Here is an 18246-nt window from a genome sequence, read left to right as displayed (position 1 = left end):
TCTTCCCGAACCACAATCAAGGAGAAACACACCGTGAGCACCGAGATCTTCTACGACGACGACGCCGACCTGTCCCTGATCCAGAGCAAGAAGGTCGCGATCGTCGGCTACGGCTCGCAGGGTCACGCCCACGCTCAGAACCTGCGCGACTCGGGCGTCGAGGTCGCGATCGCCCTCAAGGAGGGCTCCACGTCGGCCGCGAAGGCGGAGGAGGCCGGCTTCCCGGTCAAGACCGTGGCCGAGGCGACCCAGTGGGCCGACGTCATCATGATCCTCGCGCCGGACCAGCACCAGCGCACGATCTACAGCGAGTCGATCGCCCCGAACCTGGCCGCGGGCAAGACTCTCGCCTTCGCGCACGGCTTCAACATCCGCTTCGGCTACATCGACGCTCCCGAGGGCGTCGACGTGATCCTCGTCGCGCCCAAGGCCCCCGGCCACACGGTGCGCCGCGAGTTCGTCGCCGGCCGCGGCATCCCGGACATCATCGCCGTGGAGCGCGACGCCTCCGGTCACGCCTGGGACCTCGCCCTCTCGTACGCGAAGGCGATCGGCGGTACCCGCGCGGGCGTCATCAAGACGACCTTCACCGAGGAGACCGAGACCGACCTGTTCGGTGAGCAGGCCGTGCTGTGCGGTGGCATGAGCCACCTCGTGCAGGCGGGCTTCGAGACGCTGGTCGAGGCGGGCTACCAGCCGCAGATCGCGTACTTCGAGGTGCTGCACGAGCTGAAGCTGATCGTCGACCTCATGTGGGAGGGCGGCATCGCCAAGCAGCGCTGGTCGATCTCCGACACGGCCGAGTTCGGTGACTACGTCTCCGGGCCGCGCGTGATCGACGAGCGCGTGAAGGAGAGCATGAAGGGTGTGCTCTCCGACATCCAGTCGGGCGCGTTCGCGAAGCGCTTCATCGAGGACCAGGACAACGGCGCGCAGGAGTTCCTGGCGCTGCGGGCCAAGGAGGAGCAGCACCCGATCGAGGCCACCGGCAAGGAGCTGCGTGCACTGTTCGCGTGGAAGCAGCAGGACGAGGACTACGTCGACGGCAGCGCCGCGCGCTGATTCGATCCTCGAACGAACGGGCGTCCCTCACGGGGCGCCCGTTCGTCGTTTTCGGTGACGTCTCCCTCGTCAAACATCGGATGTCTATGCCAGGATGGGAGGCATGCGACAGGAATGGTTTGACCACGCCCGCTTCGGCATGTTCGTGCACTTCGGGCTGTACAGCGGCGCGGCGCGGCACGAGTGGGTGCAGAACTACGAACGCCTCACCGGCGAGGACTACCGGCAGTACTTCGACAACTTCGACCCCGACCTGTTCGACGCGGCCGCCCTGGCCAAGACCGCCAAAGAGAGCGGGATGGGCTACGTCGTGCTCACCACCAAGCACCATGACGGCTTCTGCCTCTGGGACTCCGCGCTGACCGACTTCACGTCCGTCGCGGCCGTGGGGCGAGACCTCGTGCGCGAGTACGTCGAGGCACTCCGCGCCGAGGGTCTGCGCGTGGGGCTGTACCACTCCGTGATCGACTGGCATCACCCGGACTTCACTGTCGACTGGAACCACCCGCGCCGCGACGACGAGAACGCGCACGCCCTCAACGAAGGCCGCGACATGGCCCGGTACCGGGAGTACCTGCACGGGCAGGTACGCGAGCTGCTCACCGCCTACGGCGACATCGACTACCTGTTCTTCGACTTCACGTACCCGGACGAGAAGGACGGGTGGGCGGGCAAGGGCCCTCAGGACTGGGACGCAGAGGCGCTGCTGGCGCTGTGCCGCGAGCTGCAGCCGGACATGCTCGTGAACGATCGCCTCGGGATCCCCGCCGACTTCGTCACCCCGGAGCAGTATCAGCCGACGGCGCCGCTCGTGCGCGACGGTGAGCCGCTGGTGTGGGAGGCGTGCCAGACGCTGAACGGGTCGTGGGGCTACCACCGCGACAACACGGATCAGAAGTCGTCGACGCTGCTGGTGCAGATGCTGGTCGACTCGGTCTCGATGGGCGGGAACATGCTGCTCAACATCGGGCCGGACGGTCGAGGGGCCATCGCGCCGCGCGACGCCGCGACGCTCGCGGAGATCGGCGAGTGGATGCGCCTGCACGAGCGTGCGGTGATCGGGGCGGGGCACGCGCCGTTCAGCCCGCCGCGCGAGGGTGTCTACACGCTGCGCGGCGACCGGCTCTACCTCAGTCTGTTCAGCTGGCCGCTGGGCTTCGTGCACCTGCCGGGACTCGCGGGACGCGTGACGTACGCCCGCCTGCTGAACGACGGCTCGTGGCTCGCCACCTCGGTGTCGGATCCCGACCAGCAGGCCGATCTGATGACGCCCGCGGGCGAGGCTGAGGGGACGCTCACGGTTCATCTCCCGGTGCGTCGTCCGGAGGTGCTGGTGCCCGTGATCGAGTTGCGTCTGACGGCGGAGTGAGGGACGCGGTGGCGGCGCTCAGGCCGTCGCCACCGGGATCTCCATGCCCTCGAGCGCGAGCCGCGCGGCGCCATGCAGGATCGCGTCGGCGCCCGTGGTCGCCGCCTCGATGCGCAGTCTCTGCGTGGCGAGCGGGTGGCACGCCTCGTACACCCGGCTGCGCACGGCCGCGATGAACGGTTCGGACGCGCTCATGCTGCCGGTGAGGAAGACGGCGTGCGGGTTGAAGAAGTTCACGACGCCGGAGAGCGCCTGACCCAGATGCGTGCCCGCCGTGCGGACGAGCGTGGTGGCCACGGGGTCGGCGTCGCGCGCGAGGGTGAGGACGTCGCCCGTCGTGCGGACGGCGGTGTTGCCCCGCTCGCGCATCTGCCGCACCAGGCTCGCACCGCTCGCGACGGTCTCCAGGCAGCCGGTGTTGCCGCACGAGCAGGGGATGTCGCCGCTGCCGTCGATGCGCGTGTGGGTGATGTCGCCGGCCGCGGCGGTCGCCCCGCGGTGTACCCGGCCGTCGACGATGATGCCGCTGCCGATCGCCGTTCCGGCCTTCACCGTGATGCTGTGCTGCGTGTGCCCGAGCTGTTCGCGGTGCTCGCCGAGCGCGGCGAGGTTCGCGTCGTTGTCGACCACGACCGGCACGCCGAAGCGGTCGGCGAGGTGCGCACCGACGCGGAAGCCCGGCCATCCCGGCATGCGCGATGGCTGGTCGACCGCGCCCGTCGCGATGTCGACCGGCCCGGGGAGGCTCACGCCGATCGCGTGCACCCTGGTCTCCGCGACCAGGCGGTCGAAGACCTCGGCGACGCGGGCGAGAGTGGTTTCGGGTCCGTCGGCGACATCGATCGCGATCGTCTCGCTGTCGAGGAGCGCGCCGCTCAGGTCGTGTCGCCCGATGCGGGCGTGTCGGCCACCGAGGTCGGCCGACAGCACGATGCCGTCGGCGGCGATCCGCAGCACCCGCGGGCGGCGGCCGCCGCGGGAGGTGCCCGCTCCCGCCTCTTGCAGCACCCCGGCGTCGAGCAGCGCTTGCACGCGGAGGCCCACGGTCGACGCGGCGACCCCGAGCGTGGCGGCCAGCTCTGATCGCGAGCGCGCCTGACCGCGGGCCACGAGGTCGAGGATGCGCCGCGTGTGCGGGTCGTCGACGGGGGTGTCGGCGGGGTTCGTCATGGGAGCCCTTCGTCTCGGAGCATCGTCAGCGTAGCGGGGGAGCGGCGTGTTTCGGGGAGATGACGCCGTATCACCGTCCGATAAACATCGGATGTTCAGGTTGCGGCACCCCACGAACTATGACAGCGTAACTTCATACGAAATCCTATTAGGTTAATTCGACCCGCGAAATAACCTTTCCCTTCTCAGGAGGCATTCAATGAAGAAGTTGCGTGTGGGGGCCCTCGCCGCTGTCACGGGCGTCGCCGTGGCGATGACCGGTTGCGCCAGCACCGGCGGCTCCGGAGGCTCGGCCGACGGCGACACGATCGTCGTGGACATGTGGGCGGGCAGCGAGTCCGACGTCGACGCTCTGGAGGCGCAGATCAAGTTCGCGCAGGAGCAGAACCCGGACATCACCATCAAGCTGCAGACGTCGCCCTGGAGCGACTTCTTCACCAAGCTCACCACCAACATGGCCAGCGGCAACATGGCCTGCATCACCGGCATGAGCGGTGCCCAGCTGGGCGGCTACACCGGCGGGTTCCGCGAGCTGAGCGACGAAGACCTCAAGACCGCCGGCATCGACTGGTCGGAGTTCAACCCCAGCGCCGACGGCATCCTCAGCTTCGAGGGCAAGGTCTACGGCGTGCCGTTCGACGTCGCCACCATGCTCGTCTACTACAACCAGGACATGCTGACCGCCGCGGGCGCAGCGACCCCCGAGATCGGCTGGACCTTCGACGACTTCGCCACCATCGCCGCCGACGCCACCAAGGACGGCAAGTACGGCTTCGGCATGGGCATGGGCGGCTACCAGTGGATGTCGATGCCCATCGCCTACTCCGCGACGCAGCCCGCCTCCGAGGACGGCACCCTCCACATCGACGACGAGGCCTTCGTCGACGCCGCCACCTGGTACGCGGGACTCGTGACCGACAAGAAGGTCGCGGCCCCCGTCGCCTCCGCGTCCGACACCGGCTGGGGCGAGAACCAGTACACCGGCGGCAACGCGGCCATGGCCGTCGACGGCACGTGGAACGCGGTCAGCTACCTCAACAACGAGTCCGGCTTCGCTGCCGGCATGGTGCCGCTGCCCGCGGGCGTGGACGGCAACCCCGGCCCGATCCTCGGCTCCGGCTACGGCATCGCCGCGAACTGCAAGAACCCGGAGGCCGCGCTGAAGGTGCTCGGCTCGCTCGTGGGCGAGGACGCGCAGGACTACATCGCGTCTTCCGGCCGCTCGTACCCGGCACGCACCTCCTCGCAGCCGCTGTACTTCGAGTCGATCGACGAGCAGTACCGCGACCAGGTGCAGTCCGTGTTCGAGGCCGCGTTCGGCGACACCGTGCCGCTGTACATGACCAAGAACTGGCAGAAGCTCGACAGCTACATCCAGCCCAACCTCGTCAGCGTCTACAACGGCCAGATGACGATGGAGGAGCTGCTGTCGAACGCCCAGGCGCAGTTCGGCGAGTGAGCCGGCCCCGGCCACCGCAGCAGTAACAGAGAAAGACAACGAGATGACGATCACGACGAGACGTCGAGGATCGCTCGCCAAGGTCGAGGGCCGCCAGGCGCTGGGTTTCGCAAGCCCGGCCCTGGTGGGCCTCGCCCTGTTCACGATCGTGCCCGTGGGGCTGTCGATCGTGATGAGCGTCTTCGACTGGCCGACCTTCGGCGAGCGGACCTTCAACGGGGTGGACAACTACGTCAAGCTGTTCACCAGCAGCCCCGACTTCTGGCCCGCGCTGCGCAACTCCGCGGTGTACACCCTGCTGTACGTGCCGCTGAGCGTCGTCCTCTCGCTCGTGCTCGCCCTCGGCCTCGGCCCGCGCATCCGCGGTCGCGGTGCCCTGCGGGTGCTGTTCTTCATCCCCGTCGTCACCCCGATGGTGGCGAACGTGCTGGTGTGGAAGATGATGCTCCAGCCGCAGGGGCTGTTCAACGGGCTCTCCGTCACGTGGTTCGGCGTGGAACTGCCGAACTTCCTCGCCGACCCGTCGTGGGCCATGATCATGGTGGTCGTGATGAGCGTGTGGCAGGGCCTCGGGTATAACATGCTCATCTTCTCGGCCGCGCTCGAGCAGCTGCCGGATAGCGTCCTGGAGGCCGCGAGCATCGACGGCGCGCAGGGCCTGCGCCGGGTGTGGAGCATCATCATCCCGATGATCTCGCCGTCGATCTTCTTCGCCACCATCATGACGATGATCACCTCGCTCCAGGTGTTCGTGCAGCCGCAGATGCTCACCGGCGGCGGGCCGGGCAACGCCACCAAGCCGCTCGTGATGTACATCTGGGAGCAGGGCTTCACGTTCGGCGACCTCGGCCTCGCCGCGGCCGCCGCCTGGATCCTGTTCGCCATCATCATCGCGATCACCGGCATCCAGTTCGCCGCGCAGAAGAAGTGGGTGCACTATGAGCACTGAGACCCTCGTCCGACCCGCCGGCACGGCCCCGCGCCGCGAGCGCGAGCGTGAACGGGCACGCGGCGCCGCCACGACCCCTGGCGCGCGGCTCCGCCTGGTGCTGGCGCACGTGTCGATCTACATCGCTGCGCTGATCTTCATCGCGCCGCTGGTGTACGCGTTCTTCTCGGCGCTCAAGCCGAACTCCGAGATGTTCTCGATGCCCCCCACGCTGGTGGGCTCCGAGATCCGCTGGAGCAACTTCGTCGACGTCTTCGCGTACGGCCCCTTCCTGACGTACATCATGAACTCGTTCATCGTCGCGATCGGCGGCACGCTCGTGGTGCTGATCGTCTCGACCACCGCCGGCTACGCGTTCGGCCGCCTGCGCTGGAAGGGCCGCGACGCCGTCTTCGTGCTGTTCCTCGCCACGCTGATGGTGCCCGCCGAGGTGCTCGTGATCCCGATGTTCCAGGTGATGCAGTGGTTCAACTGGGTCGACACGTACCAGGCGCTCATCCTGCCGTTCGCGTTCGGCGCCTTCGGGACGTTCCTGATGCGGCAGTTCTTCCGCGGCATCCCGTACGAGCTGGAGGAGGCGGCCCGCGTCGACGGCGCCGGTCCCGTCCGCTCGTTCCTCCAGATCATCCTGCCGCTGTCGAAGTCGGCCGTCGCCGTGCTCGCGGTCTTCACGTTCCTCTCGTTCTGGAACAGCTACCTGTGGCCGCTGATCGTGACCGTGGACTACAACGCCCACGGCACGCTCCCGGTCGGTCTCGCGAGCTTCGCCGGGCTCACCGGCACGCGCTGGGACCTCCAGATGGCCGCCGCGATCATCTCGATGATCCCGACGACCGTGCTCGTGATCGTGCTGCAGAAGCACCTGGTCAAGGGCATCGCGATGGCAGGACTGGGCGGACGCTGAGCATGATCGGTCAGGAGCAGGGCATCACTGTGCCCGCAGGCACCCGTGCGCCCGTGCCAGGCGCCGTCGCCGGGATCGACATCGGCGGCACGAAGATCTCCGCCCTCGTGGTCGACGCCGAGGGGCGGGTGCTCGCCCGCGGCCACGTCCCGGCGCCGGCGTCGGTCGGGGGAGCGGCCATGGCCGACGCCGCGGCCGACCTGGTCTCCTCGCTCGCGGACGACGCCGGAGTCGCCCTGGCCGCGGCCGGCGTCGGCGCGGCGGGGGTGATCGACCACGAGACCGGCACGATCCGCGCGGCCTCGGCCACCTTCGTCGGATGGACCGGATTCCCGCTGGGCGCCGAGCTCGAGCGGCGACTCGGGGTGCCGGTGCGGGTGGAGAACGACGTGAACGCGTTCCTGCTCGGCGAGGCCGCGGCACCCGGGCGCTCGGAGCGCGACGTGCTCGGCGTCATGCTCGGCACGGGCGTGGGCGGCGCGCTCGTGATCGACGGCGAACTCCACCACGGGCCCCACGGCGCTGCGGGAGAGATCGGGCACACCCCCGGATACAGCGAGCTCGTGTGCACGTGCGGGCAGACCGGACACCTGGAGACCCTGGCGTCCGGGACCTCGATCGCGCTGCGCTACACGGAACGCTCCGGCCGCGAGGCGCGCGACGCCCGCGAGGTCGCCGACCGGGCCAGGGCCGGGGACCCCGACGCCCTCGCCGTTTTCACGGCAGCGGGTCGAGCGGTCGCGCTCGCCTGCGCCAGTGCCGCGACCCTGCTCGACGTTCCGTGCGCGATCGTGGGCGGCGGCGTCTCGGCGGCGTGGGATCTGCTGGCCCCCGCGATCGAGGACACGCTGCGCACCGACTCGCCCGTGTCCGGCATCCCCCTGCGCATCGTCCCCGCCGTGCTCGGCGGAGATGCCGTCGCACTGGGCGCGATCGAGACCGCGCGCCGCGCCGTCCACCCCGCGCTCGCCCGTTGATCACCCTTCCGAACGATGAGGAGCCCCGCACCGTGACCGCACCGCTCGACGCCCACGAGATCTGGATGCCGCCGCTTCCCCCCGCCGCCGACGGCGGACTGCCGAGGCCGCGCGTGGGCATCGCCGGCATCTCGATCGAGTCCAGCACCTTCTCGCCGCACATCTCCGGCGACGAGGCCTTCACCGTCCGCACCGGCGACGAGCTGCGCGCGTACTACCCGTTCCTCGACGCGGGGCGCGAACTGGGCGACGCCGCCGAGTGGATTCCCCTGACGCACGGCCGTTCGCTGCCCGGTGGGGCCGTCGACCCGGACACGTACCGCCGCCTGAAGGATGCGATCGTGGCGGGCATCCGCGAGCACGGGCCCTTCGACGGCTTCTTCTTCGACATCCACGGCGCCATGAGCGTGGTGGGGATGGACGACGCGGAGGGGGATCTGGCCCTCGCGGTGCGCGACGCCCTGGGCCCGGACACTCTCGTGTCGACCTCGATGGACCTGCACGGCAACGTGTCGGAGGTGCTGCGCGACGCGGTCGACCTGCTCACGTGCTACCGGATGGCCCCGCACGAGGACTGGCTCAACACCAAGGAGCGCGCGGTGTGGAACCTGCTCGACCGGCTGCGCGGCCCGCACGGCACGGACGCCCTGGCGCGGCGGCCGTACACGGCCTGGGTGCCCGTGCCCGTGCTGCTGCCCGGTGAGAAGACGAGCACGCGGCTCGAGCCCGCCCGGGGCATCTACGCACTGCTGCCCGACATCGCCGCGCTGCCCGGTGTGGTGGATGCCTCGGTCTGGATCGGTTACGCGTGGGCCGACGAGCCGCGGTGCCAGGCCTACGTCGTGGTGACCGGAGACGACCGCGACCTGATAGCGCGTGAGGCCGAGCGCGTCGCCCGGAGGTTTTGGGACGCCAGGGAGGACTTCGTGTTCGTGGCGCAGACCGGAACGCTCGACGAGGCGCTCGCGCGGGCCCTGGCGCCCGACGCCGCGCACCCCTACGTGATCTCCGACTCGGGCGACAACCCGACCGCCGGGGGAGCGGGCGACGTGACCTGGACGCTCGCGCAGCTGCTCGCTCGCCCCGAGCTCACCGACGGCAGCCGCACGACCCTCGTCGCCTCGATCTTCGACCGGGACGCGGTCGCGCGCGCGGTGGCCGCGGGTGTCGGGGCAGAGGTCGAGCTGGAGGCGGGCGCGCGCGTCGACGCCGGTCCGCACGGGCCGGTCACGATCCGCGGCACCGTGTTCTCGATCACGCACGGCGACCCCGACGCGGGCACGCAGGTCGTGATCGCGGTGGGCGGCCTGCACGCGATCGTCACCGAGCGTCGCAAGCCCTTCCACCACCTGTCCGACTTCCGGATGCTGGGGCTCGAGCCGACCACGGCGGACCTCGTCGTGGTCAAGATCGGCTATCTGGAGCCGGAGTTGTACGAGCTCGCGGCCGACTGGACGCTCGCGCTCACGCCGGGTGGCGTGGACCAGGACCTGCTGCGGCTCGGGCACCATCGCCTGCAGCCGGGCGTCTATCCGTTCGACCGGTCGGGCGACCCCGACCTGACCGCGGTCGTGGTGCGCCGCGGCGACGCAGAGGAGCAGCACGCATGATGAACTTCGAGAAGCGCACGGGCCCCGACTTCGGCGCGGCCGCCCCGGTCTACCCGGGCAACGGCGTGCCGGAGTGGTACCGCGACGCCAAGCTGGGCTTCTTCGTGCACTGGGGCCTGTACTCCGTGCCCGCGTGGGCCGTGCAGCACGGCGAGGGCGTGAACATCCCCACGGAGGACGCCTATGCGTGGCACCAGTATGCGGAGTGGTACGGCAACACCGTCCGCATCGCCGGGAGTCCCACGTGGGAGCGGCACCAGCGGCTGTACGGCCCGGGCACCTCGTACGAGGACCTGGCCGACCGGTGGGACGCCGCCGCGTTCGACGCCGACGCGTTCGTGGGCGAGCTCGTGGGCGCGGGGGCGAAGTACATCGTCCCCACGACGAAGCACCACGAGGGGTTCTGCCTGTGGGACACGACGACGACCGGGTTCAACGCGGTCGCCCGTGGCCCGCGCCGTGACCTGATCGCCGAGTTCCACGATGCGACCCGTCGCGCCGGAGCGCGGTTCGGCGTGTACTACTCCGGGGCGCTCGACTGGCACGTCAGCGACTTCCCGCCGATCGAGTCCGACACCGACCTGTTCCGCTACCGCCGCAACGACGAGCACTTCGCGCGGTACTCGGCGGCGCAGCTGGAGGAGCTCGTGGAGCGGTTCGCCCCCGATGTGCTGTGGAACGACATCGAGTGGCCGGATGGCGGCAAGGGCGACCAGGACTATGCGGTCGCCGCGCTGCTGCGCCGCTACTTCGACGCCGTCCCGGACGGTGTCGTGAACGACCGCTGGGGCGTGCCGTACCACGGCTTCCTCACGCGCGAGTACACCGACATCCCCGAGATCATCCCCGAGCCGTGGGAGTCGACGCGCGGGCTGGGCTACTCGTTCGGGTTCAACCAGGACGAGGACGAGCGGCACTCGCTGTCCGGCACGGCACTGATCCGCCTGCTGGTGGACGTCGTGGCGAAGAACGGCAACCTGCTGATCAACGTGGGGCCGGCCGCCGACGGCTCGATTCCCGAGCTCCAGCGTCGCGCGATGCGGGAGCTGGGCGGCTGGCTGGGCGACAACGGCGGCGCGGTGTACGGCACCCGCCCGTGGATTCGCATGGGCGAGCGCACGGGCGCGCCGCGTCGCTACACGACCGCGTCCGGAACGGTGCACCTCCACGCGCTCGACCCCGCGGCGGGGCGTGTCGAGGTCCCGGCCGAGCTCGAGCACGCGACGCTGCGCTGGCCGGACGGCACGGCGGCGGAGGTGTCGCACGATGTCTCCGGTGCGGTCGCCACCGTTCCGCAGGGCCTGCGGAACGCTCCGGTCGCCGTGCTGTCCGCGCACGGCGTCTGAACCGCTCTCCTGCGACCCGAGGGGCTCCGGTGCGTCACCGGAGCCCCTCGTCGTCGCCGTGTCCCTGCCTCAGGGACGTGTGAGCTCCTCCAGCACCTCGATCACGTGGCGGTAGGGGCGCCCTGTCGCGCGCGTCATGCCGATCTCGCACGTGCGGTTGGCCGACACGAACGCGCCGAAACCGCCGCGCTCCCGGTCGGCCGCGGCGACCTCGGCCGACTCCTGCGCGGTGGCGCTGGCGGTGAGCTCGGGGTGAAGCATGCCACGGTCACCGGCGAACGCGCAGCAGCCCCACCCCTCGGGCACGTACACGTCGTCCGCGACTGCCGCGGCGATCTCGGTCAGCGCTCCGGTCGCTCCCAGTGCGGTGGTGGAGCACGTGGGGTGCACCGCGACGGAGGGCAACCGCGTGCTCACGGTCAGCCGCGGCAGCACCTCACGGGCGACGAAGGTGGTCGCGTCCTCGATGCGCAGCCCCGCATACCGGGGGTTCTTCGCGACGGACTGGGCGAGCATCACGTCGAGCCCCTCGGTGCACGACGCGGCGTCGCACACGACGGGCAGCTCGCCGTGACGGCTGGCCTCCCACAGCGACTCCAGCACGCGGTCGGACATCAGCCGGTAGCCGTCGAGGTGTCCCTTCGACTTCCACGGCGTGCCGCAGCACAGTCCGCCGTTCTCCTCCGGGATCGCGGCGACGATGCCCGCGCGGTCGAGCAGGTGGTGCAGCGCGTCGCGGGACCCGTGGCCGCCGTCCTCCGCACCGAACATGGTGCCGATGCACGCGCCGAAGAACACGACCTCGGCCTCGGGCGGCGACGTCGGGCGCTCGGGCTTCGAGCCGCCGCGGGGGAGCCCGGCGTCGTACAGGGGCACCGTGTCGGCGCCGAGCACCGCGCGACCGAGCTGCGTCACCCCGCGCACGAGCGGGGCGGGGAGGGCGTCCGCGACCGTGAGGGCCACGCCGCCCGCGCGTGTGACGGTGCTCCAGTGCTTCGCAGCCGTGCCCCACACCGCGCCCTCGACCGCGTTCGACTGCTCCGCCCGCAGCCGACGCACGAGGTCGCCCGTGTTGATGTCGACCGGGCACGCCACCCCGCACATGCCGTCGACCGCGCAGGTCTGCACGCCGTCGTAGTCGTAGTCCCGGCGCAGTTCCCGCAGCAGTTCGGTGTCCCCCTGCTCCTCGGCCCACGCCATGTCGCGACGCAGCACGATGCGCTGCCGCGGGGTGAGCGTGATGCTCTTGCTGGGGCACGTGGGCTCGCAGTACCCGCACTCCACGCAGCGGTCCACCTCGTGCTCCACGGTCGGCACGCGCTTGAGGTCGTGCAGGTACGAGTCGGGGTCGTCGGAGAGCACGACACCGGGGTTGAGGATCCCGGCGGGGTCGATCAGCCGCTTGAGCTCCCACATCAGGTCGGTGAGCTCATCGCCGTACTGCCGGCGCACGAACGGGGCCATGATGCGACCCGTGCCGTGCTCGGCTTTGAGGGAGCCCTGCTGCGACAGCACGAGCTCGACGAGGTCGTCGGTGAAGCGGCGGTACCTCGCCACGCTGTCGGGGTCGTCGAAGCGCTCGTTGAGCAGGAAGTGCACGTTGCCGTCCTTCGCGTGGCCGAAGATGACGGAGCCCTCGTAACCGTGCGCGGCGAACAGCTCGATCAGGCGCTCGCACGTGGCCAGGAGCCGCGGCACGGGCACCACGATGTCCTCCAGCAGCGCGGTGGTCCCGGAGGGGCGAGCTCCCGCGACGGCGGTGTACAGGCCCTTCCGTACGTGCCAGAGGGCGGCGCGCTCGGTGGCGTCGGTCGTGAGTCGCGGCGCGATCGTGAGCGGCAGCGTGTCGAAATGCGCCTGTGCCGCTCCGGCTGCCGCATCCAGGGCGCCGGGGTCGGCGGCGTGCACCTCGACCAGCAGCGCGGCGTGTCCGCGTACGTCGATCTCAGCGATCGCGGCCGGGACGTCACTGAGCCCCTGGGCCACGCGCAGTGACGCCGCGTCCATGAGCTCGATCGTCGCCAGGCCCAGGCGAGTGAGCTCGGGCAGCGCGGCCATGGCGGCCGAGAGCGTCTCGAACACGAGCAGACCGGTGGCGATCGCCGGGCGCACCTCGATCGTGCGGAAGCGGGCCTCGGCGACGAACGCGAGGGTGCCCTCCGAGCCGATCACGAGGTGCTCCAGGATGCGTACGGGGTCGTCGAAGTCGAGTAGCGCGTTGAGGCCGTAGCCCATGGTGTTCTTCATCGAGAACTGCTGGCGAAGGAAGGCGACGTGCGCGGAGGAGGAGAGCAGCCGGGCGCGCAGGGCCAGCAGACCGTCGGCGATCTCCGGCTCCGCGGCGCGCAGGATGTGGTTCGCGTCGGGGCGGCCCGTGTCGAGGATCGTTCCGCTGGGCAGCACGAGCGTCAGCGACTCGACCGTCTGGTAGGAGTTCTCGGTGATGCCGCAGGCCATGCCGCTGGAGTTGTTGGCGATGACCCCGCCGATCGTGCAGGCGATCTCGCTCGCCGGGTCGGGTCCGAGCTTGCGACGGTAGCGTGCGAGGCGCGTGTTGACCTGGCGGACCGTGGCGCCGGGCCCGACGCGCACCGTGGCGCCGTCGTCTTCGACGTGGATGTCGCGGAAGTGGCTTCGGGTGTCCACGAGGATGTCGCCACTGACGCCCTGGCCGGACAGGCTCGTTCCACCGGAGCGGAACGTGAGGGTGCGACCCGCCGCACGGACGGCGTCGAACGCGCGGGCCACGCCTTCTGCATCGGCGGGGGAGAGCACGGCGTCCGGGACGAGCAGGTAGTGCGACGCGTCGTGGGCCCGCGCGAACCGGTCGATGGATCGGGCGTGCACCTCCGTGTCCGGACCGAGGAGGGCGGGGTCCAGGGGTTCGGCGATGGTGGTCGGCACGGTGCTCCTCTGCTCCGGGATCAGATTGTCTGACAAGTGTACTGGCGTGGGACGGATTCGCTAGGCTGGCGCGCATGACCACCGCCACCGACCGCCCGCTCGGCGTGATCGGCGTGGTCGATGCCGTGACGGCGCAACTGCGGTCACGCATCCTCGCGGGTGACATCCGGTCGGGGGAACCCCTCACCGAAGCCGCCGTCTCCCAGGCCTACGGGGTCGCACGGCCCAGTGCCAAGGCCGCGATCGAGCAGCTCGTCGCGAGCGGCCTCCTCGTGCGCACGGCTCATCGCACAGCGCGCGTCGTGGGCATCGACCAGGACACGGTGCGCGATGTGTACCGCACCCGCACGCGGCTCGAGAGCGCGGCGTTGCGCGAGCTCGCCCACGCGCGCACGGTCCCTGCCGCCGCGGTCGAGGCGAACGCCGAACTGCTCGCCATGGGGCCCGGTCCCGATCCCGCGACGGTGGATCCGGACCTGCGGTTCCACACCGCACTCATCGATGCGCTGGAGAGCGAGCGCACGGGCCGGATGTACCGGAGCGTGCTCGACGAGGTACGGCTCTGCATGGCGCAGGTGCAGGGCCGTCGACTCCTCAACGCGGCAGAGATCGCCGCACAGCACCGGGAGATGCTCAACGCCGTCGCCGCCGGGGCGGCGGACACGGCGGCCGAGCTGCTGCGGGCGCACCTCGCGTCGGCCGAGGAACGCCTGGTCGAAGCGCTCGGACGCGACTGAACGCTCAGCCCGCGTTCGCGGGAGCGTCCTCGATCTCGATCGGCGCGTCGGCGGGGTCGGCCCAGACCGGCGCGGGCAGCGGCGTATCGACCTGCCCATCCTGGATCGCACGGAGCGCCTCAGTGATCTCATCCGCGTTCTCCGGCACTGCGAGCCCGCATGTGCGCAGTTCCGAGACGAACTGGAGGGTGAGGCGGATCTTGCCCGCCTCGATCGCCTGCGACGTGGTGCCCGTGCGGATCTCGCTGCCGGTCTGGATCGCCGGAACCTCATCGCACACGTGGTACACCTTGCCGCCGTCCACCCACACGACCTCGTCCTTGCCGAGCAGCTGGATCACCGTGGACTGGTCGGCGGTGTACTGCTCGACCGACGGCGGCGCGAAGTCCACGCCCACGAAGACGGCCAGCGCTGCGAGCACGATGCCGACGATGCCGGCCGTGGCCTTCTGGCCCTTGTCCATGTCCTTGTTCAGGAAGATGAGGATCACGAGCGGCAGGAACGCCACGATGGCGATGATCGCACCGAGCTGGTTCTGCACGAAGAAGCGCGTGCGATCCGACCTTCGCGCCGGGTCGAGACGGTTCGCCTTCTTCCAGAGGATCGACCCCGTGATCGACAGTGCCGCGATCACGACCAGCAGCACGAGCAGCGCGACGAAGGCCCACTGCGGGAACTGCGCGCTGACGCCCTGTTCCTCCAGCAATCCGGTGTCGGGGTCGCGCACGAGCGTGCCGTCCTCGCCGACGTAGACCCGCTGTCTCAGAAGCCAGAAGATGCCGAAGGCTTCGCCCGCGATCGCGACGGCCCAGAGCACGGCGGCGATCCAGCGGAACCGCGTCGCCTTCGCCTTCGCCTCGGCGCTCGGCGTCCAGCCGGCGGGCGGCTCGGGTGTCGCGGCGCGGTTCGTGGCGGCGGCGTTCGACTCCCCGCCGGTGGTCGTGTCGTTGCTCTCGGCCACGCTGATTCCCTTCCCCCGAAGGCCCGGCCGCACCGGCCGGGGCATGCAAGATCCTAGTGGAGCGGTTGTTCTACGCTGGAGGCATGACCTCCGACTCCGACGACGCTCTGAGCTGGGAGGGCGACGACCACGCGACGCCGCGTCGTCCCGGTCGCCCACGGCAGCGTGAAACCGCCGCCTCGCCTGTCGATCCCGCGCCCGTCGGAGCGTCGTCCCTCGATGACGCCGAGATCGACGACCCGACCGCTGACGCGTCCACCGTTCCCGCGCCCTCTGGCGACCGCGCCGTGATGTCCGAGTCCGCGGGCACGGCCGGCCGGGCGGCGACACCGTCCGCCGTCGCCGTCGAGGACGACGACGCGCCCGCCGGCCTCAGCAATGCCATGCTGCTGCTCGTCGGCGTGGTCGGCGGCATCTATCTCCTGTACTCGATCGGATGGATCGTCGGCGGGCTCCGGCTTCAGCCGCTCGCCTCCTTCCTCGTCGCCGACGCGATGTTCCTGCCGTGGTTCGTGCTCGCGATCGCCGCCCCCGCGCTCTGGTTCCTCGCCACGTGGGTGCTCACCCGGGGCAGGGCCGCCTGGGTGCGGGTGGTGCTGCTCCTCGCCGGGGTCGTGCTGCTGGTGCCCTGGCCCTTCGTCACGGTGGGGGTGGTCGGATCATGAGCGCACCGGAGCGCACGTCCGCGGTGTCGTCCGGATCGCCGCGCTGGCTCGTGGCGACCGTGATCGTGCTCGCGGGTCTGTTCTACGCGTACGCGGTGTGGAACGCCGTCGCGCACCTGATCACGATGGCGCAGACCGGACTGACCGGAACCGGGTGGGCGGTGCTGTTGTTCGGCGTGGTGTTCCCCCTGATCGTGTTCGGCTTCGCGTACGCGATCGGGCGTCGGCGTCGCGTGGGGGAGCTGGCGCTGGTGTTCCTCGCCGGTCTCGGCGTGGTCGCGGTGTTCTGGATGAGCCTGCTCGCGCTGAGCCTCACCCTGCCGAGCGCCTGACGCGGGGCCCGGTCGCTCGGGCGCGGCCCCGCGACGTCACACGGCACGGAGCCGCACGGTGGCTCCGGTAGAGTTGTCGCGATCGCGCCCCCGACGGTGTGCGGCGCATCGGCCCCTCCCGCCTGTCGCGCTGCCCCGAAGGATCCACTGTGCCGAAGCCCGTCGTGCTCATCGCCGAAGTTCTGTCCCCCGCCACGATCGAGGCGCTCGGCCCCGACTTCGACGTCCGCCACGTCGACGGCACCGACCGCGAGGCTCTGTTCGCCGCTCTCGCAGATGCCGACGCGGTGCTGATCCGCTCGGCGACCCGCATCGACGAGGAGGCGCTGTCGCACGCGCCGAAGCTCAAGGTGGTCGCTCGCGCCGGTGTGGGCCTCGACAACGTCGACATCAAGGCCGCCACCACGGCCGGCGTCATGGTCGTCAACGCGCCGACCTCCAACATCGTCTCGGCCGCGGAGCTCACGGTCGGCCACATCCTCAGCCTCGCGCGCCGCATCCCCGCCGCGCACGCCTCGCTCGCTGCGGGGCAGTGGAAGCGCAGCTCCTTCACGGGGGCCGAGCTCTTCGAGAAGACGGTCGGCATCGTGGGGCTCGGCCGGATCGGTGCCCTGGTCGCCGCTCGTCTCGCCGCGTTCGACATGCGCGTCGTCGCGTACGACCCCTACGTCACGTCCGCCCGCGCGCAGCAGCTCGGCGTGCAGCTCCTGTCACTCGACGAGCTGGTCGCGGAAGCCGACTTCCTCACGATCCACATGCCGAAGACCCCGGAGACCACGGGCATGATCGGCGCGGAGCAGTTCGCCGCCATGAAGCCGACGGCCTTCGTGGTCAACGTCGCGCGCGGTGGCCTGATCGACGAGGAGGCGCTGCACGAGGCGCTGGTCGCCGGCGAGATCGCCGGCGCGGGTCTCGACGTGTTCACGACGGAGCCTCCGGCCGAGGGCGGCAGCGCCCGCGCCCTGCTCGACCTGCCGAACGTGGTCGTCACGCCGCACCTCGGTGCCAGCACGGAGGAGGCGCAGGAGAAGGCGGGCGTCTCGGTCGCGCGCTCGGTGCGGCTCGCGCTCGGCGGCGACCTGGTGCCCGACGCGGTCAACGTCGCGGGCGGCGTGATCGACCCGTACGTGCGCCCCGGAATCTCGCTCGTGGAGAAGCTCGGCCAGATCTTCGCGGCCCTCGCGACCTCGCCGCTCACGAGCCTCGACGTCGAGGTGCACGGCGAGCTGAACGACTACGACGTCAGCGTCCTCAAGCTCGCGGCGCTCAAGGGTGTCTTCACCAATATCGTCAGCGAGACCGTTTCCTACGTGAACGCGCCCCTGCTGGCCGAGCAGCGCGGCATCGCGGTGCGTCTGCTCAAGGACGACGTGAGCGAGGAGTACCGCAACGTCATCACGCTGACCGGCGCGCTGTCCGACGGTTCGCAGCTGTCGGTGTCCGGCACGCTGACCGGGCCGAAGCAGGCGGAGAAGCTGGTGGGCATCAACGACCACGCTCTGGAGCTCCCGATCGAGAAGCACCACGTCGTGATGCTGTACACCGACCGCCCGGGCATCGTGGCGGTGTACGGCCAGAAGTTCGGCGAGGCCGGCATCAACATCGCCGGGATGCAGATCGCCCGCCGCGCGGCCGGCGACCAGGCGCTGAGCGTGCTGACGCTCGACTCGCCGGTGTCGGAGGAACTGCTCGACGACGTGCGCGACGCGATCGACGCCGACCTGTTCCGGCAGATCGAGATCACCGAGGTCTGAACGTCGACCACGGGAAGGGCGGGGGCGTGGTGCTCCCGCCCTTCCGT

15 protein-coding genes are annotated in these 18246 nt (G+C 70.5%); 12 read left to right on the top strand and 3 right to left on the bottom strand.

All coding sequences use genetic code 11. The features are described 5' to 3' along the window. Positions 1-33: 33 nt before the first annotated feature. Positions 34-1062: a ketol-acid reductoisomerase gene (ilvC, locus tag KE274_RS13425; RefSeq protein ID WP_211544535.1), complete on the top strand. Its 1029-nt coding sequence runs from the start codon at positions 34-36 to the stop codon at positions 1060-1062. A 94-nt stretch (positions 1063-1156) separates the two neighbouring features. Beyond that, positions 1157-2431, top strand: coding sequence for an alpha-L-fucosidase (locus KE274_RS13420; protein ID WP_439957715.1), 1275 nt, complete (start codon positions 1157-1159; stop codon positions 2429-2431). A gap of 18 nt (positions 2432-2449) precedes the next feature. On the opposite strand, the gene KE274_RS13415 is transcribed toward KE274_RS13420, so the two are convergent. Then, positions 2450-3601, bottom strand: coding sequence for an ROK family transcriptional regulator (locus tag KE274_RS13415; protein WP_211544532.1), 1152 nt, complete (start codon positions 3599-3601; stop codon positions 2450-2452). 199 nt (positions 3602-3800) lie between these two features. On the opposite strand from KE274_RS13415, the gene KE274_RS13410 reads away from it, so the two are divergent. The 6 genes from KE274_RS13410 to KE274_RS13385 all read left to right on the top strand — a co-directional run bounded on the left by KE274_RS13410 (position 3801) and on the right by KE274_RS13385 (position 10846). Beyond that, entirely contained in the window at positions 3801-5060 is a 1260-nt protein-coding gene (locus tag KE274_RS13410) for an ABC transporter substrate-binding protein (protein ID WP_211544530.1), read from the top strand. Positions 5061-5103: 43 nt separating this feature from the next. After that, the gene (locus KE274_RS13405) at positions 5104-6009 is read left to right on the top strand and encodes a carbohydrate ABC transporter permease (protein ID WP_211544528.1); all 906 of its coding nucleotides are present in this window, start codon (positions 5104-5106) and stop codon (positions 6007-6009) included. Then, positions 5999-6913, top strand: a complete 915-nt coding sequence (locus KE274_RS13400) for a carbohydrate ABC transporter permease (RefSeq protein ID WP_211544526.1) — start codon at positions 5999-6001, stop codon at positions 6911-6913. Before KE274_RS13405 ends, KE274_RS13400 begins: the two co-directional genes overlap by 11 nt. A 2-nt stretch (positions 6914-6915) precedes the next feature. Further along, positions 6916-7890, top strand: a complete 975-nt coding sequence (locus tag KE274_RS13395) for an ROK family protein (protein WP_211544524.1) — start codon at positions 6916-6918, stop codon at positions 7888-7890. Positions 7891-7955: 65 nt separating this feature from the next. Continuing rightward, positions 7956-9500 (top strand): M81 family metallopeptidase, encoded by a 1545-nt coding sequence (locus tag KE274_RS13390; protein WP_249186450.1) that lies wholly within the window; start codon positions 7956-7958, stop codon positions 9498-9500. Further along, positions 9497-10846, top strand: a complete 1350-nt coding sequence (locus KE274_RS13385; protein ID WP_211544520.1) for an alpha-L-fucosidase — start codon at positions 9497-9499, stop codon at positions 10844-10846. Before KE274_RS13390 ends, KE274_RS13385 begins: the two co-directional genes overlap by 4 nt. 69 nt (positions 10847-10915) lie before the next feature. Here the strand turns inward: KE274_RS13385 and KE274_RS13380 are convergent, their stop codons facing one another. Continuing rightward, the gene (locus KE274_RS13380) at positions 10916-13750 is read right to left on the bottom strand and encodes an FAD-binding and (Fe-S)-binding domain-containing protein (protein WP_211544518.1); all 2835 of its coding nucleotides are present in this window, start codon (positions 13748-13750) and stop codon (positions 10916-10918) included. 74 nt (positions 13751-13824) lie between these two features. Here KE274_RS13380 and KE274_RS13375 point away from each other — a divergent pair, with 74 nt between their 5' ends. Beyond that, a complete protein-coding gene (locus tag KE274_RS13375; RefSeq protein ID WP_211544516.1) occupies positions 13825-14487 on the top strand; it encodes a GntR family transcriptional regulator in 663 nt (220 codons plus the stop codon). A gap of 4 nt (positions 14488-14491) precedes the next feature. Here KE274_RS13375 and KE274_RS13370 read toward each other — a convergent pair whose 3' ends face one another. After that, on the bottom strand, positions 14492-15448 hold the full coding sequence (locus KE274_RS13370) for a hypothetical protein (RefSeq protein ID WP_211544514.1): 957 nt from the start codon (positions 15446-15448) through the stop codon (positions 14492-14494). Positions 15449-15531: 83 nt separating this feature from the next. Between KE274_RS13370 and KE274_RS13365 the strand changes: the two genes are divergently transcribed. From KE274_RS13365 to serA, 3 genes are all read left to right on the top strand, one after another. Beyond that, a complete protein-coding gene (locus KE274_RS13365) occupies positions 15532-16113 on the top strand; it encodes a hypothetical protein (RefSeq protein ID WP_249186324.1) in 582 nt (193 codons plus the stop codon). Further along, a complete protein-coding gene (locus tag KE274_RS13360) occupies positions 16110-16445 on the top strand; it encodes a hypothetical protein (protein WP_211544510.1) in 336 nt (111 codons plus the stop codon). The genes KE274_RS13365 and KE274_RS13360 overlap by 4 nt, the downstream gene beginning before the upstream one ends. Before the next feature lie 149 nt (positions 16446-16594). After that, positions 16595-18199: a phosphoglycerate dehydrogenase gene (serA, locus tag KE274_RS13355; RefSeq protein ID WP_211544509.1), complete on the top strand. Its 1605-nt coding sequence runs from the start codon at positions 16595-16597 to the stop codon at positions 18197-18199. The last annotated feature ends 47 nt before the right edge of the window (positions 18200-18246 follow it).

This window comes from Microbacterium paraoxydans (genome assembly GCF_018224615.1).
In the GTDB taxonomy this organism is placed as follows: domain Bacteria; phylum Actinomycetota; class Actinomycetes; order Actinomycetales; family Microbacteriaceae; genus Microbacterium; species Microbacterium paraoxydans_B.
This window is presented reverse-complemented; position numbering and strand designations above follow the sequence as displayed.